The organism is Sulfurimonas sp. NWX79, from assembly GCF_039667035.1.
GTDB lineage: Bacteria > Campylobacterota > Campylobacteria > Campylobacterales > Sulfurimonadaceae > Sulfurimonas > Sulfurimonas indica.
In genome coordinates this window covers 17,303-33,214 of the sequence record NZ_JALCZL010000005.1, presented here as the reverse complement: position 1 = coordinate 33,214, position 15,912 = coordinate 17,303, and the positions used below count along the sequence as shown (strand labels likewise).

At 35.8% G+C, this 15,912-nt stretch carries 14 protein-coding genes; 7 read left to right on the top strand and 7 right to left on the bottom strand.

The window, feature by feature from the left end:
- Positions 1–1,443, top strand: coding sequence for a DUF3373 family protein (locus tag MNY27_RS03495; RefSeq protein ID WP_152183941.1), 1,443 nt, complete (start codon positions 1–3; stop codon positions 1,441–1,443).
- An 8-nt stretch (positions 1,444–1,451) separates the two neighbouring features.
- Positions 1,452–3,440: a bifunctional diguanylate cyclase/phosphodiesterase gene (locus MNY27_RS03490; RefSeq protein WP_152183940.1), complete on the top strand. Its 1,989-nt coding sequence runs from the start codon at positions 1,452–1,454 to the stop codon at positions 3,438–3,440.
- On the opposite strand, the gene MNY27_RS03485 is transcribed toward MNY27_RS03490, so the two are convergent.
- The 4 genes from MNY27_RS03485 to MNY27_RS03470 form a co-directional block, all read right to left on the bottom strand.
- Positions 3,437–6,016, bottom strand: a complete 2,580-nt coding sequence (locus MNY27_RS03485) for an AAA family ATPase (protein ID WP_346391883.1) — start codon at positions 6,014–6,016, stop codon at positions 3,437–3,439. The genes MNY27_RS03490 and MNY27_RS03485 overlap by 4 nt on opposite strands.
- A 130-nt stretch (positions 6,017–6,146) precedes the next feature.
- The gene (locus MNY27_RS03480; RefSeq protein WP_152183938.1) at positions 6,147–7,010 is read right to left on the bottom strand and encodes a pyridoxal-phosphate dependent enzyme; all 864 of its coding nucleotides are present in this window, start codon (positions 7,008–7,010) and stop codon (positions 6,147–6,149) included.
- Positions 7,011–7,016: 6 nt separating this feature from the next.
- Positions 7,017–7,847, bottom strand: a complete 831-nt coding sequence (locus MNY27_RS03475) for a peptidyl-prolyl cis-trans isomerase (protein WP_152183937.1) — start codon at positions 7,845–7,847, stop codon at positions 7,017–7,019.
- A gap of 69 nt (positions 7,848–7,916) precedes the next feature.
- On the bottom strand, positions 7,917–9,866 hold the full coding sequence (locus MNY27_RS03470) for a response regulator (protein WP_346391882.1): 1,950 nt from the start codon (positions 9,864–9,866) through the stop codon (positions 7,917–7,919).
- Between the two features lie 66 nt (positions 9,867–9,932).
- Here MNY27_RS03470 and nth point away from each other — a divergent pair, with 66 nt between their 5' ends.
- Positions 9,933–10,574: an endonuclease III gene (gene nth / locus MNY27_RS03465; protein WP_152183935.1), complete on the top strand. Its 642-nt coding sequence runs from the start codon at positions 9,933–9,935 to the stop codon at positions 10,572–10,574.
- 25 nt (positions 10,575–10,599) lie between these two features.
- Complete coding sequence (locus tag MNY27_RS03460) at positions 10,600–10,827, top strand: hypothetical protein (RefSeq protein ID WP_152183934.1); 228 nt, start codon at positions 10,600–10,602, stop codon at positions 10,825–10,827.
- Between the two features lie 11 nt (positions 10,828–10,838).
- Here the strand turns inward: MNY27_RS03460 and MNY27_RS03455 are convergent, their stop codons facing one another.
- Together MNY27_RS03455 and cmoA are read right to left on the bottom strand one after the other, a co-directional pair.
- The gene (locus MNY27_RS03455) at positions 10,839–12,179 is read right to left on the bottom strand and encodes a hypothetical protein (protein WP_346391881.1); all 1,341 of its coding nucleotides are present in this window, start codon (positions 12,177–12,179) and stop codon (positions 10,839–10,841) included.
- A gap of 8 nt (positions 12,180–12,187) precedes the next feature.
- The gene (cmoA, locus tag MNY27_RS03450) at positions 12,188–12,904 is read right to left on the bottom strand and encodes a carboxy-S-adenosyl-L-methionine synthase CmoA (RefSeq protein WP_152183932.1); all 717 of its coding nucleotides are present in this window, start codon (positions 12,902–12,904) and stop codon (positions 12,188–12,190) included.
- Positions 12,905–12,969: 65 nt separating this feature from the next.
- On the opposite strand from cmoA, the gene MNY27_RS03445 reads away from it, so the two are divergent.
- On the top strand, positions 12,970–13,323 hold the full coding sequence (locus MNY27_RS03445; protein WP_152183931.1) for a hypothetical protein: 354 nt from the start codon (positions 12,970–12,972) through the stop codon (positions 13,321–13,323).
- Between the two features lie 2 nt (positions 13,324–13,325).
- Here MNY27_RS03445 and fbaA read toward each other — a convergent pair whose 3' ends face one another.
- Positions 13,326–14,405 (bottom strand): class II fructose-bisphosphate aldolase, encoded by a 1,080-nt coding sequence (fbaA, locus tag MNY27_RS03440; RefSeq protein ID WP_152183930.1) that lies wholly within the window; start codon positions 14,403–14,405, stop codon positions 13,326–13,328.
- A 121-nt stretch (positions 14,406–14,526) separates the two neighbouring features.
- Here fbaA and MNY27_RS03435 point away from each other — a divergent pair, with 121 nt between their 5' ends.
- Positions 14,527–15,177 (top strand): hypothetical protein, encoded by a 651-nt coding sequence (locus tag MNY27_RS03435; RefSeq protein ID WP_246153824.1) that lies wholly within the window; start codon positions 14,527–14,529, stop codon positions 15,175–15,177.
- Positions 15,178–15,204: 27 nt separating this feature from the next.
- Positions 15,205–15,909, top strand: a complete 705-nt coding sequence (locus tag MNY27_RS03430) for a hypothetical protein (protein ID WP_152183929.1) — start codon at positions 15,205–15,207, stop codon at positions 15,907–15,909.
- Positions 15,910–15,912: the final 3 nt, after the last annotated feature.

Sequence of the window (15,912 nt, the reverse complement as noted above, 5' to 3'; positions counted from 1 at the left end):
ATGAAAAAAACACTTTTACTGACACTCCCTTTACTTTTGTACGCTTCCAATGAAGAACTTTATCAAAGGATTCAACAACTTGAACAAGAAGTCAAAACTCTCAAAGAACAGACAACACTCAATACACAAGACACTCTAGAGAACAGTGAAATTCTCAGTACAGTTGAGACAAAAACCATTTTAGATAAAGTAAACTTTGCACCTGAGCTTCTTTTACGTTTTGATAAATTTGATTATACGACAGGTAAAATAGAAGGAGAGAATACAGAAGTTCATGACTCCACAGGAGCTCCAACAGGTATACAAAGACGTGATGAGTTCTCCAAACACTACAATATTGCAACATCTATTCGTTTTCGTTTAAATATGAGTGCGAATTTTGATAATGTGAAGTTTCACGGAAGACTACTCTACATGAACTCTTCTCAATCAAATCAAAGGTTATGTATTCTCTCCCATGATATTAAAACAGGAATAGCAGGTAGTGCTTTTGATACGGATCGTGCATACATTGACTATAAAGCCACACCGGAGTTTACATTCTCTTTTGGTATCTTACCAACTACTGCCGGAACACCAATGCAGTATGCACAAAATAAAAAAAGAAACTCTCTCTTTCCTGCCTTGGTTTTTAATATGAATACCTACGGAATGATTGCAACACAAAAATTTGCCACGCAGAGCTACATACGTCTTGTTTTAGCCAAACCATATACACTAAGACCACAATTTTACCCCTATCAATGTAACCGAGAAAACATTGACAATGCAGACATTATCGGTCTTTATAGTGATACAAAACTGCATTTTTTTGGAAATGCTCTGCTCTCATATGGTGTCAATGTGCTTGCAAATTTCAAAGCACACCCTTATCTTGGAGCGGATATAGACTCTTCCAATGCACACAATCTTGGGCTAATGGCAACATTTGGACTCGGCATGGATATAGAAAAGTTTTTACAATCACCGGCAACTCTTTTTTTACACGCAGCACTTTCAAATCCACATCCAAACAGTACTGAAGATGATTACAAAATAGTTACATATAATGGGTCCACAGGTCTTACAACCGGAGGATATACTGGATTTACAGAAGCAGATTATGCAAGTGGTACAATGCTGCAAAAAAATGGTTACTCACTCTTTACAGGAATGAAGTATGACAGCAACAGAGATTTCAACTTCGGTGCAGAGTTCAACTATGGAAGTAAATATTGGTTTAGTGCCACACAGGGAGCTGAAGATACTTTTAACAAACTGGCCGTAAGAGGATATGTAGGTGAACTCTATACAACATGGAAATTCCATAGATATCTTAATGCAAAACTCTCCTACCTTTATATTCATGAAAACTATACCGGAAGTGGATGGCATTTTGGTGAACCTGCCAAAAAAGATGCTACGCAAAGTATCTTATCACTGAGTTTAGAAGCTAGATTTTAGGAAAAATTATGAAATTTCAACATAAGGTCTATACTGCTCTTTTTATCAGTTTTACACTGCTGATATTTTCACTTAGTATTAGTTATACGAATATTCAGGACAATAACAAAGTTCTTGATTATTTAAATAAAGAGCATATACAACTGACAGATATAACAAACAAACTTAATTATGACCTTAAAAACAATCAAGCTATTTTATTACAATATCTGCTCTTAAAAGAGAAACTTTCTGACAATAAGATATCTTACTACTTTAAAGATATAGACAAAAGTATTACACAATTAAAAGAGTTTACAAAAACACATAGTGATCTTCCTTTAGAATTTAACAAATTACTCAAAACTGTTGAGAAAAGAGTTTTTGCCTATAAAATAGTTGAACGCTCAGTTATTGAAGCTATTAAAGCCAATGATAAGGAAGATATCTATGATGCTATCATCGGTTTTAATGATGTCACAACAAAATTCTCCCATGACACAGAAATACTAACGAATCTTGCAAATACTCTTTTATACAATAAAATAAACACCCTGGAAAAAAACAATGAAAAAAGTTCAATAACTCTTCTTTTCTCATTTTTTACAGCTTTTTTACTCATTATTTTCTCTATTTACAAGTTTAATAAACTCCGTTATGACTTAAAGTCACAATTAAAACGCGCCCATACTGCTGAAGAACAACTACGTATTGCACAAAAAGAACTTTTACACTATAACGAAAACCTGGAAAAAGAGATCAGTAAAAAAACAGCTGAACTCCATAACAAAATATATACACACCCTATTAGTGGGCTTTCAAACAGAAATAAACTTCGAGAAGACACATCCCTCTATAATTTTACAAGAATGGCTCTGCTTAACATTGACAAATTCCAGTCCTTTAATGATGTCTATGGAGAAGAGGCCGGGAATACAGCTCTGAAACTAACTGCTGAATTTCTTCAAAAAGAGATCCAAGATATGCCGGTTCTCCTGTATCATATCGGAGGCGATGAATTTGTCATTGTCTGTATCAATGCAACACAGCAGAACAATCAGATATTTACAGACATAATAAATACTATTTTGAAAAACTATAAAAATACAAAATTCACCTATAAAAATAAAACTTTCCAATTTATGATGAGTTGTGGTATCACCTTTACAGGAAAAAACAAGATGCTTGCCTATGCGGATATGGCGCTTAAAGATGCTAAAAAGAAAAATATTCAATTTGCAATATTCCATGAGGATAAAACACTTGAGAAAAAATACAAAAATGATATCGAGTGCCATAAAAAACTAAAATCAGCATTTGAAAGAGATGCTATCATCTCTTTTTACCAGCCAATCATTCCTCTTACAGATGACTCTTTAGGTGTCAAATATGAATCTTTGGTTCGTCTTAAAGATGAAGATGGCAAATTCATTCCTCCCTTGCATTTTTTAGAGGTTGCAAAAGCCAATCGTATCTATTACAAGATTACCAAAAGTGTTCTTAAAAATACACTTGCAACAATTGAGAAGTATAAGATTCACTGCTCCCTTAACCTATCACTTACTGATATTCAAAATGAACGAACAATGCAAAACTTTTTTCAAACACTCAATCTCTTTGCATACAATGAACTCTTAACTGTTGAACTTCTCGAGACTGAAGATTTTCAGGATTATGCTGTGGCATATGATTTTTGTATGAAAGTTCGTTCCTATGGAGTCAAAATTGCACTTGATGATTTTGGAGCAGGGTATTCCAACTTTTCACATATCTTAAAGCTTCCTGTTGATTTCATCAAAATTGATGCTTCTCTTATCTCAAATATTGATAGAGATTATAACTCAAGACTTATGGTGGAGACGATTGTCTCTCTTGCAAAACGATTAAATGTACTTACTATTGCAGAGTTTGTCTCTTCAGAGGAGATTTTAGAGGTGATAAAAGAGATTGGCGTAGATTATGGACAAGGCTTCCACTTAGGAAAGCCTCTACAAATAGAAGAGTATCTAGAGTCTTAAGAGACTTTAACTGCTACCTCTCCATTTTCCACTGTAAACTCTACTTTAGAACCCTCTTTTACAGTGCCCTCAAGGATCAAGTCTGCTAAACGATCCTCCACGATTTCATAAAGTGCACGTTTTAGTGGACGAGCCCCATAAACAGGATCAAATCCAGCTTCTGCGATATACGCTTTTGCCTCTTCAGAAAGAGAGAGTTCAATATCACGCTCTTTAACTTTATTTTTAATATCATTAAAGAATATCTCAACGATTCCTTTAATTTGTTCAGCACCAAGTGCATTAAAGATTACAACATCATCAAGTCTATTCAAGAACTCTGGTTTAAATGCCTGTTTCAATTCAGCCATAACCATATTGTCAAGTTCCTCACCTTGAGGGTTGTTAATAATCTTATCACTTGCAATGTTAGACGTTAAGATAATAATAGTGTTCGTAAAATCTACTGTCACACCTTTATTATCAGTCAAGCGTCCATCATCCAGTACTTGCAAGAGGATGTTAAATACATCTGGATGCGCTTTTTCCACCTCATCAAATAAAATTACAGAATATGGTTTACGTCTTACCGCTTCAGTAAGCTGTCCACCCTCTTCATATCCTACATATCCTGGAGCTGCACCCACTAAACGGGATACTGCATGTTTCTCCATATACTCACTCATGTCAATACGAATCATTGCATCTTCAGAGTCAAACAGGAACTTCGCAAGTGTCTTAGCTGTTTGTGTTTTACCAACACCCGTTGGTCCTAAGAATAAGAAGCTACCAATCGGTCTGTTTTTATCACTAAGACCCGCTTTGTTACGTTTAATAGCACGTGATACTGCGTGAGTAGCTCGCTCTTGACCTACAACAGTTTTATTTAACTCATCTTCAACATGTAAGATTTTATCTTTCTCACTTTGAAGCATTTTGTTTACAGGAATTCCTGTCCAACGACTTACAATAGATGCAATAGACTCTTCATCCACTGAGTTTTTAAGCAGTGTTCCAGCCTCTTGCATTCTTGCCCACTGCTCATTAAGTGATTTCTCTTCTTCAAGGAGCTTTGGAATCTCACCATACTCAATCTCTGCAGCACGGTTAAAATCAGACTGCGCTTTTGCAAGCTCTGCTTCACGACGTTTTTGTTCTACTTCACCTTTTATTGAAGAGATTTTCTCAAAGACCTCTTTTTCAGTCTGGAACTGAGACTCTAAAGTTCTTACTTTCTCTTCAATGTCAGCGAGTTCTTTTTCTATCTCTTCAAGACGCTTCTCATTTGAAGGAGTTTTCTCCATCTTAAGCGCCTCTTTTTCAACCATGAGCTCAGATAATTTACGTTTTGCAGCACTGAGCTCATTTGGCTCAGACTCTATCTGCATCTTGAGCTCAGCTGCTGCCTCATCGATAAGGTCAATCGCTTTATCCGGTAGGAATCTGTCTGCAATATATCTGTCAGACAGTTTTGCAGCTGCAACAAGCGCAGAGTCTGTAATGTTAACATTATGGTGCGCTTCGAGTCTCTCTTTAATTCCACGAAGGATTTGCAGAGACTGATTTACTGTCGGCTCATCAACACTGATTGGTAAGAAACGACGTTGCAGTGCCGCATCTTTTTCAAAGTATTTTCTATACTCTTTGAGTGTCGTTGCTCCAATAGTATGCAACTCACCACGGGCAAGTGCCGGTTTTAGGATGTTTGCTGCATCCATTGAACCCTCACTTGCTCCAGCCCCTACGATTGTATGAATTTCATCGATAAAAAGAATGATATTCCCATTCTCTTTTACTTCGTCAATTACTGCTTTGAGTCTGTCCTCAAACTCTCCTCGATACTTTGCACCCGCAATAAGTGCAGACATATCAAGTGCAACCAGACGTTTGTTCTGGAGTGATGTTGGCACATCTCCATTATGAATTCTCTGTGCAAGACCTTCAACGAGTGCAGTTTTACCAACCCCTGGTTCACCAAGTAACATCGGGTTGTTTTTTGTTTTACGAATTAAAATCTGCATCGTACGAGCAATCTCTTCATCACGCCCGATTACTGGTGGAAGCTTTCCTTCTGCTGCCTCTTTTGTAAGGTCAATACCATATTTTGAGAGCGCTTCAAGCGTTTCATCTGCTGTTTGGGAATCAATCTTTGCTCCGCCACGAGCAGCTTCAAGCTCTTTTGCAAGTTCCATTACATCAACATACTTCGGTAAAATCTCTGAAAATGGCACTGTTTGTAAGTTCGCTAAGATATATGTGTCAACTGCTAAATATGCATCACCATTTTTAGCCATTAGACCTTCACCATTTTGTAATGTTCTTACAAATTCGTGAGAGAGTTTAATATTCTCTTTTGTCACAGATGAAGATTTTGGCAGCTTCTCAGCTTGGGATTTGATGTCAAGCTCCATTGCCACTTTATCAACACCCATTTTGTTAAACATCTGATTCAAAACTGACTCAGAGTTTGTTAAAAGTGCCCATAAAAAGTGTATTGGTGTAACTTCTTGATTTTTATTATGAAGTGCTAAAGATACCGCACTTTCAATTGCTTCTGTCATATTATGTGTTAGTTTTTCAAAAATATTATTGCTCATTTGTAAATCCTTTTATTTTTTTCTGGCATAAGTATAGAATTTTTTCACTTTTTGCTTTGCTACTTTAGTTGCAAAAGTCACTAGACTTCTTAGAAGTTTTGTAAGAAGCCTAACTATTATACTCCTTGAGTCACTCTTTGTCAAATTTTCTATAGCGTTCTAACATAGAGCTGTTCCCACTCACGCCACCACTATGAATATAGAGAATTGCTTCATCAGTATGTTCCAAAAGGCTCAGCCACATAGCAGGTGCATAGAGCAGATCAAATGCAACTCCTGCTGCTAGCAGTTTTTTATATATTTCATAAAATTCTTTATAGGGTTTTGCAAAATGATACTTCTTTTTTGGCTTTAAAATCATTAGATTATCTGGTATTTCAGAAAGTGCCAGCATCTGTTCTTTCAGATACACGATATCTCCAACACAAGGTGTAGTATAAATTCTATACTCAGGCAATGCTTTAGCTAAAAAAAGAGCAGTTGTTCCTGTTCCTGATGGAGTAGCCACTGCTTTTATATGAGGGAGTTTCTGTAATTGCTCACGCAACTCAGTAGCTAAAACATCAAGACCTGCTTTTGCTTCTTGCACTGCACCGCCTTGGTCTATTACAAAACTCTTCTCATCTAAGTTCAAGCGCAGTGAAACAATAAAATCTCTATAGAGTTCACTGCTTATCTCTTTGTGCTGCATTCCAAGACGAAGTGCCTCAGCATAGTTTCCAAGCGGATTTTCTTTTTGTCTGTGTGAAAGCTCTTTTGTATAATAGATAAACTGCCACTCTTTGTGTTTACATAAAGCAGCGATTGCAAGCATGGCATTGGATTGTGTTCCACCGTAAGAGATGACTGTAGTATATTTTTCTTTTGGAGTTTGTAAAAGTGTATAGAGTTTTCTGTATTTGTTTCCTGCCAAATAAGGGTCGATCAAATCATCTCGTTTGACAAGGAACTCTCTTCCATCTAAAAAGATTTTAGACAGAGGAGAAGTTTGCATGGCTGCTTACTTGATAGTAGCTTTTTTTTGAAGTTCATCCATTTTTTTCTTCATAACTTCTTTAAACTTTTCCATTTTCAGACGTTGTTCAATAAATGCTTTTACTTCATTGAAACTTCTTGTCATTGATGGTTTTTTATCTTCTAAATAGATTACATGATACCCGAACTGAGTCTTTACAGGTTCTTTTGTAACTGTACCTTTTTTCATAGAAAATACTTTATCATTAAATGCAGGTACCATTTGCCCTTTTGAAAAATAACCTAAATCTCCACCATTTGGGCCACTTGGTCCAGTTGACTCTTTCTTCGCAAGTTCTATAAACTTCTCTTTGAGTTTATTACCGCTTAAAGATTTCAACTGTGCAATGATTTTTTTCGCTTCATCTTCTGTTTTTACTAAAATATGACGTGCATGAACAGACTCTTTTTCTCTAAACTCATCAATATTTTTATTGTAATAATCTTTTAGTTCTTTGTTTGAGATTTTAATACCATCAAGCAGCTTTTTTTGCCAAACTTGGATAGCAAGCTCTTTTTTCATTCTCTGTTCAAGTTTTTTGTACTCTGCTTTATACTCTGCAGATTTCGTGATACCGGATTTTTTGGCATCATCATAAATAAGCTCTTTACCTATAAGCTGTTGAAGAACCTGCTGTCTGAATGCTGCCTGACGATCAGCCGGCACCTGATTAAATCTACCCTGTGTAGCCTGCATTAACTCTTGGTCAACTTCCTCTTGAGTGATTGGTTTTCCGTTAACACTTACTAAAGTTTTTGCTGATGCCACTACACCAGTTAAGAGTAGTGCTGCAAGTAAAATCGTAACTTTATTCATTCTAGTTCCTTGTAATTAGTTATGAAAAGTTTAATAAGTTTATATTAACGGTTATTAAACAACTCTCATTTATACAGGAACTTTCAGATATTTATCTAAGATAGACTCTAACTTTTCACGCGTTAATGGTTTGGAGAGATAATCATCCAAACCTTCACTCAGTAACATCTCACGGTCACCCTCCATCGCCATTGCTGTAAGTGCAACAATTGGAAGTTTCGTTTTTCTTGAGAGTTGATCCTTTATCTGTTTTGTTGCAACAATACCATTCATCTCAGGCATATCAATATCCATAAAGATAATATCAAACTTATTTTTCTTTGTCATATCAACTGCTTCCAAGCCATTTGCCGCTGTTGCAACCATAATATCATACTCCTGCAATAACAACTGAATGAGGCGCTGGTTAATCAAGTTGTCTTCGACAACCAATGCTTTGATTTTCTGTTTTAGATTCAACTCTGGCACTTCTTCTGAAACTGTTTCAAATTTATGAATCGCATAAAGGTGTTTTGCCATACTGCTTGGTAAAAGCGGTTTATGAACCGTCTCATCAACAATGTGTGTCAGTTTTGTCTGTAATCTCTCACCTTCATCTAAAAGAAGTATGATAGGCGCCTTTTTCGAATATGTCCCAAGCTCCAGCATCCAGGATGAATCGTTCTGATTTGCCACTATATAGAGTGCATCTATATCATCATAGAGCGATTCATCTAATAAGTTTGACTTGATAACATCAATAGCAAATGCACGCAGATAAATTGTCAAAAAGTTTGCCTCATCCACCCTACTTTTATCAAGTAGCAGCACTTTTACTTTTCTTTTTGGCATCATTTTAAAATTCTGCCCCTCAGAACGTTTAAAATTAAGCACAAAGTTTACATAGGTACCGCTCTCTTTTTCACTGTTGATACGAAGCTCTGAGCCCATAAGTTTTGCAAGTCCGTAGGAGAGGCTAAGCCCTACTCCCATTCTCTGGTCTGCATGATTTCCTGCAGTAAACGGCTCATACATAAATGCTATCTGTTTTTCTGAGATACCCTTGCCGTTATCTTTAACACCAAAGCCTATACTGCAGTCTCCATTTTGTGCACGTTTGAGCAGTTTCACTTCTATGATTACTTTAGCTCCACGTGGTGTGAACTTGACAGCATTTTGTGTAATGGCACTCATAATCTGTAAGATTTTCTTCATATCACCTGTGAGTACTTTAGGAAGTTTCGGGTCAATAAAAGAGAGAACTTTAACCCCTTTTTCCTCTCCCATTTTATAAAAATTGTATATAAGTTCTTCCATCTCTGGTAGAATATTGAACTCTTCATTTTGTAAAGTGAGACGGCCACCTTGAAGCTGAGAGAGATCTAAAAGTATTTCAATATTGGACATTAGGCTTTTTGATGATTTGGAGATCATATTGATATATTCAAGCTGTTTTTGATCTAAGTTTGTCTCTTTTAAAAGTTCTACAAAGCCTAAAATACCATTCATCGGTGTTCTAAACTCATGTCCGATATTTGCCAAAAATTTCGTTTTAAGCTTCTCGACCTCTTTTGTTTTTAGCTGTGCCTTATGCAGTGCTGTCATATCTTTCAGCTCTAAAATATAAAGATTTTTATTGTGCGGGTAGATACTACAAAATGCATCGATGACAAGTACTTCATTTGTCTCTTTTGAAGTTATACTGACACGGTATCCATCACTCTTGTATTTTTTGATATAGTCAAGCCAGCTTTTATCTGACTCTGTAAATATCTCTTCACTCTCATTTAAAAAGATATCTCTGATACTCTCATTTTCTCTTTTAAAGTCATTGATATCGTGGTAGGACATCGCTTCTAAAAAGTGTTTGTTGGCCCATATCCATCCTTCGCCTCCTAAAAAGCAGAGTGTCATACTCTCATTTGTATCAACGATATGTCGAAAAAAGTTGTTATCTAAATATTCTGACACATCATCTTCTACAATGACCGGCTCACAGCTCTTCTCTTTTAAGCCAAAAAAGATTGAAAAAATACCCATAAGTTTATCCCCAAAAAAAATGTCGTAATTTTGATTATAACACAAAAAAGTGCTAAAATCCATTTTATGAAAAAAGCAACAAAAAAAGAGATAACAGAAATACATAAAAGATTTGTCGAAAGATACAGTGACGCTGTAACAGAGCTGGAATATAAAAATGCCTATGAGCTTGTTATTGCTGTCGCCCTCTCTGCACAGTGTACAGATAAACGGGTAAACCTGATAACACCTGCACTTTTTGAAAAATACCCCACTCCAGAAGCATTGGCAGAGGCCGATATTGAAGATGTCAAAGCACTCATTAACACTTGTTCTTTTTTTAATAACAAAGCAAAGAATATCATTAAGATGGCGCAACGTGTTGTCGAAGTCTATGGCGGAGAGATTCCGATGAATGAAAAAGACCTCCAAACACTTGCAGGTGTCGGACAAAAAACAGCAAATGTCGTGATGATTGAATATACAGGAGCCAATCTTATGGCAGTCGATACTCATGTTTTTCGTGTCTCACACCGTTTAGGTCTTAGTGATGACAAAACTGCCAAAGCCACAGAAGCAACTTTGGTTAAAAAATTTAAAAATGACTTGCATGCTCTACATCAGGGAATGGTACTCTTTGGACGCTATATCTGCAGAGCCAAAAATCCAAAATGCGATGAGTGTTTTTTAACAGACCTCTGCAAAACAAAAGAGAGTTTTAAAGTTTAGGTATAAACCTTGCTTTATAAGTGATATGAAAAAAAGCATCCTACTATTAACACTCTTATTAACGACACTCTTTTTCTCTGCCTGTGTGAACAAACACGGTATATCTATGAAATACTACAGTGATTGTAAAGAGTACTATGACCTGCAAGGATACTATCATAAAGAGTGTGGTGAAGATGATATCATTACCTACAAAGAGATGAAGGAAGCCATTAAGAAAAAAGAGCCTGAGCCTACTTCCAATGTTTGGTAATTTATCTCCTCTTATTTCAGGGCAGAGAGATAAAGCTTTTGATTTTTCACACGAAAGATGGCTTTTGCAACCGTTTTTCTCTTTCTTTTTAAAACTCTGCTAAAATCATTTGATGAAGCATAAAGCTTTCTGCCACTTACTTTAGGATCTCCAAAAATCATATGCATTGCTTTTGATGCCATCATATTTGCAATGTTTTTCACTTTCTGTTTCTTCTTCTGCAGACTCTCTTGAATCAACAGTGTTGTCAAAGCAGCAAGTTTTTGTTCGCCATTGATTCTAGTGTCAAAAATAATCTTGTCATACCTTGTACTAATAGCTCTCACCGGTGTCACAAGTGCGAAATTTTTTGCATGGTTGAGTGCAAAGTAGAGTCCATCCTTTGCATCAATATGCTTAGCCTGATTAATTCTCTTCCCATCATACAATCCTGTTTTTTCATTGTAGGTATAGACAACGCTACAGTTTGAGTAGTACGAGCCTTTTTTAAGTTTTGTACACAAAATTGGCAGATTGAAAGTAACATTTTTATAACGACTGTAGCTTACCTGAAAGTACTTCTGATATTTTGCAAAAGGGTTTGCACGCAGTAGCTCTTTTTCTTTTGGAAGTCTCCAATATTGCACCATTGAATTGACTTCCAGTTTACTTAAATGTGCCACACGCTTTGCTTTTTGCTCTTTTTTCCCTGCCTTGTAAAGTGTTATACTGTTTTTATTTTTAAAAAGAAAGTTCCTTCCTCTGTATCTGAAGTACCCTGTATATATTAAGGTATCTATATTTGTTTCATAGATTTTCGGCCAAGGTGTGCCTTTTGCATAGAGTGTATTTTTGAGAATTCTCTTTGGATATTTCTGCTTTACATAATCGACATATGCACTTTGTAATGCCCATATAAGCTTGTTTTTACTGTCATACTCCAAAGTAAAGAGATCATGATGGCTTTCCCACTCTATCTTTGTTACATACTTGAAGTATTGAGTATCGTAAGGATTTTTGTTTTTCGATAAGGAGATATGTAAAACCAAATCATCTTCAAGGTTAATCCATTTCTTATACTTTTTATATCCTCTTTTTGTAACCTCTATAAGGTACTTACCACTTTTTAGTTGCATACCATCATGATATTTCGGTTTTATATTCAAAATTCTCACACGGGCACCTTCGACACTCTGAACTGTAAGTGTATGCTCTTTTGCTTTTGCAGGCTTTGTATCTTCTGATAGAGAATTATTCGTTTCTATATTTTTAGCAACAGGAGTATCTGTTAGAATTTTTGGAGCAGGCTCTTCTTGCATACATCCGCTAAAACAAGAGAGTAAAATTATTAGTAGTGGTATAAAAAATCTCATATTTATTTCTACTTTATCGCTATAAATGTAGCAAAATTTGCCCATCGAAAAATCACTTCACAATGTGAAAAACCAGCATTTTTCACCATAATGATATTTTCCTCTTCACTGTAAGGAACTAAAACATTCTCCAAGGCTTCCCGTTTTTGCATTATCTCATACTCCGAGTAGCCTTGATCTTTTTTAAAGTCATAATAACACTCTATCAAATCTTTATTTAATTTAGCGTGATGTGAAATGATTTTCTCACTAAAGATAAAAACTCCTGTTTCTGTAAGTGCATCCGCAATTTTTGTAACAAGTTCTTCTCGCACGAGCGGTCTTATAAACTGCAGTGTATAGTTTGAAATAAAAACATCTGCCTTTTTATAATCATACTCCAAAATATCCGCATTTGCGACATGCACATTAGCACCAAAGGCTTCTATCTTTCTTTGTGCACGCTCTAACATTGCTTCTGAGTTATCAAGACCTATGAGTGTTGCAGGAGTGTTTAAATCTCTGTGAATATCAATAAGCAGTGATGCAGTTGAGCATCCTAGGTCATATAAGACCCCATTCTCACGCAGTGCTTTTAGTGCAAAAAACTTTGTGATTTTCTGGCTCTCTTTATAAAAAGGAACACTGCGCTCTAGCATATCATCAAAGACAGCGGCTACCTCTTCATCAAATTCAAACTGTTTTTTTATCGGTTTTGTAAATACTTTATCATTCTTTTCATTCATAGTACGCTATTTTATCAAAATTGTTCTATAATTAAGATTTTAGCAATACAGACAAAAGGTTTTTAATGGAGATAAGTACTTCAACATGGATGATGATAGCTTTTATCATCGCACTGATATTTAGTATTTGGAAGATGTACCCTTTTTTAATCAACCGAACTCTCGAAGATGATGATACCGGAGAGGATTCACACAACTATCTTATAGAACATATGCACAGAGTTTTAAAAGATTTAGAGGAGACCCCTGATGAAAAAGTACTTCATGAGTTAATGACAAATCATGAAGCCTTTGATAAAGAAAGATTTTGGAGATTTAACCTTAATAAATTAAGACAGCTTCTCTTTAGACACTACGGAGAAAACCCTCACCTCAATTCTCTTGAGAATATCCATCAAGAAGCTAAAGAGAGAAACTAAGCTTAGTTTCTATCCATTGCATTGAGATCTTTGTAGGCTTGAAGAACACGCTCTACTAAAGACTCTTGACCTGCACGCAGCCATTTTCTAGGATCGTAGTATTTTTTATTTGGTTTATCTTCACCCTCTGGGTTCCCGATTTGCGCTTGAAGGTAGTCATGATATTTCTCAACATAGTTTTTCACGCCATTCCATGTTGCCCATTGTGTATCAGTATCGATGTTCATTTTAATAACACCGTAAGAAATAGCTTCTGAGATCTCTGAAGGAAGTGAACCCGAACCGCCATGGAAAACAAAGTTTACAGGTTTTTTCTCAGTTGACATCTTCTCTTCAATGTACTTTTGAGAGTTATCTAATATCTTAGGAGTCAGCTGAACATTCCCCGGCTTATAAACACCATGCACATTTCCAAATGATGCAGCAATTGTAAAATTAGGAGAGATCTCACTGAGCTCTTTATATGCAAGTGCTACTTCTTCTGGCTGTGTATAAAGCAGTGCATTATCAATGTTTGTATTGTCAACACCATCTTCTTCTCCGCCTGTTACACCAAGTTCTATCTCAATATGCATACCGATTTTACTCATTCGCTCCAAGTAAGCTTTGGAGATACCAATGTTCTCTGCCAAAGGCTCTTCAGAGAGGTCTAACATATGTGATGAGAAGAGAGGTTTTCCTTGAGTTTTATAATAGTTCTCACCAGCTTCTAAGAGTGCATTTATCCACGGTAGGAGTTTTTTTGCAGCATGGTCTGTATGTAAAATGACAGGTACACCGTAAGCTTCTGCCATCATATGTGTATGAATAGCACCACTGACAGCACCTAAAATGGCAGCTCTTTCATTCTCATTGCTTAGCCCTTTACCTGCATAAAATTGTGCTCCGCCGTTACTAAACTGTACAATAACAGGCGAATTTGCTTTTTTTGCAGCTTCTAACACACCATTCAATGATTCTGTATTTACTACGTTCACTGCTGGAAGTGCATACCCATTCTCTTTTGCGTGATTATAAACTTTTAAAACATCTTCACCAAAAAGTACACCCGGTTTTACAATATCTAAGATACCTTTGCTCATTTTATTCCCTAAAAATTTATTTTACATTATCTTACCGTTTTTTAGTTCTTTGAAACTAATAAAAATTGTGCAAGAAGTCTATTTTTGGAATTATAATCTATAGTTCATTTAAAACAACTTTATGTTAGAATTGATTATGACAACAAAAAGAGAGATCACTACCGATATTGTTTTAATAGACATCATTGACTTTTCCAAACTTGATTCACAACAGCAGCTTGAAATCATCTCGTTTTTAACACGCAGTTACCGTAAGGTTATTGAGAAGATGCTCTCTCATTCTGAGATAGTTTTAGAGAGTTTTATCATGGGTTTTATTCCGACAGGAGACGGTTTTTACTGCATACTCAATCCAAAGTACAAAGGCTACGGTGTAATTCTTGGACTGAGTTTCAACCACTTCTCAGACCAGATTGCAAAGATGTTCCCTTACTTTCATGGTATTCGCATTGCAGTTCATACCGGTGGAGTCAAGCAGTTTCGTGACATTTTAGGACATAAAAACTTTATAGGAGACGGTCTTAACGACTGTGCGAGATATTTAGAGTTAAAAGATTTTACCATCTCAACGGTTATGGTCTCTGACATCGCATATGAACATCTTAAAAAATTTCTCAAAAAAAGAGAAGATTACAATGAACTTTTACAAAGAAGGGAGTTTAAACACTCTGAAGCCTATGTCTTTAAAGACAAACATAACTTAACAAAACGAGGCTATTTAGTATGGATGAGAAAATCAGGTATAATTACTCCTCCAAAATATAAATTTTAAAAGCTGCAGCATAAAGGAGCAAACAAGATGAGACTGACTTTAGATGAGTATTCCAAACACTTTAAAATGTCCAAAGAGATGATAAACTCCAAGCTGCGTGCAAAAAAACTCAACTATATCATAGAAGATGGAGTAACTTACATCATTGTTACAAGAAGCTCACTTGATAAAGAAAAAAGAGAAGCAATTCATAAAGAGAAAAAAGAACAGACACAAGAAGCAAAACAGCAAGACAAAGAGGTGAAACAGATGCCACAAAAACCAAAAACAACAGTTGCCATGGTACTCTCACTCTATCAAAAAGAGAATCAGCAACTTAAAGAAAAAATCATTCAACTTGAAGCAAAAATCGACAAGCTCATTGATGACAAAGAGCAAATGCTACGTGATGAGATGAATAAGATAGAACAGGTTTACTCTAAAAAAGATGAGCAATTAAAAAATATCCTAGAGCTAATGAACAGACAACTGCTTACGCAAAACTCACAGACTATCCACGATGTGGACACTGTGGTCGATACAAAAATAAGTAAAAAAGAGAAAAAAACAGAAGATGAGATTGTAGAGTTAAAAGAGTACCTCAAAAGACTTGATCTTGAACCTTATCAGCGAAAAATCATCAAAAAAAGATTTCTTGCTGTCTATGACAAAGATGTACGCATCATCAAACAAAACGGCAAACTCTATCTGAACTTTTCAAAATATGACTACAGTGATCTTTTAGAGTATTAAGCA

Coding starts and splice junctions, on each gene's coding strand:
- MNY27_RS03495 (WP_152183941.1), top strand. CDS start 1: ATGAAAAAAACACTTTTACTGACACTCCCTTTACTTTTGTACGCTTCC.
- MNY27_RS03490 (WP_152183940.1), top strand. CDS start 1,452: ATGAAATTTCAACATAAGGTCTATACTGCTCTTTTTATCAGTTTTACA.
- MNY27_RS03485 (WP_346391883.1), bottom strand. CDS start 6,016: ATGAGCAATAATATTTTTGAAAAACTAACACATAATATGACAGAAGCA.
- MNY27_RS03480 (WP_152183938.1), bottom strand. CDS start 7,010: ATGCAAACTTCTCCTCTGTCTAAAATCTTTTTAGATGGAAGAGAGTTC.
- MNY27_RS03475 (WP_152183937.1), bottom strand. CDS start 7,847: ATGAATAAAGTTACGATTTTACTTGCAGCACTACTCTTAACTGGTGTA.
- MNY27_RS03470 (WP_346391882.1), bottom strand. CDS start 9,866: ATGGGTATTTTTTCAATCTTTTTTGGCTTAAAAGAGAAGAGCTGTGAG.
- nth (WP_152183935.1), top strand. CDS start 9,933: ATGAAAAAAGCAACAAAAAAAGAGATAACAGAAATACATAAAAGATTT.
- MNY27_RS03460 (WP_152183934.1), top strand. CDS start 10,600: ATGAAAAAAAGCATCCTACTATTAACACTCTTATTAACGACACTCTTT.
- MNY27_RS03455 (WP_346391881.1), bottom strand. CDS start 12,179: ATGAGATTTTTTATACCACTACTAATAATTTTACTCTCTTGTTTTAGC.
- cmoA (WP_152183932.1), bottom strand. CDS start 12,904: ATGAATGAAAAGAATGATAAAGTATTTACAAAACCGATAAAAAAACAG.
- MNY27_RS03445 (WP_152183931.1), top strand. CDS start 12,970: ATGGAGATAAGTACTTCAACATGGATGATGATAGCTTTTATCATCGCA.
- fbaA (WP_152183930.1), bottom strand. CDS start 14,405: ATGAGCAAAGGTATCTTAGATATTGTAAAACCGGGTGTACTTTTTGGT.
- MNY27_RS03435 (WP_246153824.1), top strand. CDS start 14,527: ATGTTAGAATTGATTATGACAACAAAAAGAGAGATCACTACCGATATT.
- MNY27_RS03430 (WP_152183929.1), top strand. CDS start 15,205: ATGAGACTGACTTTAGATGAGTATTCCAAACACTTTAAAATGTCCAAA.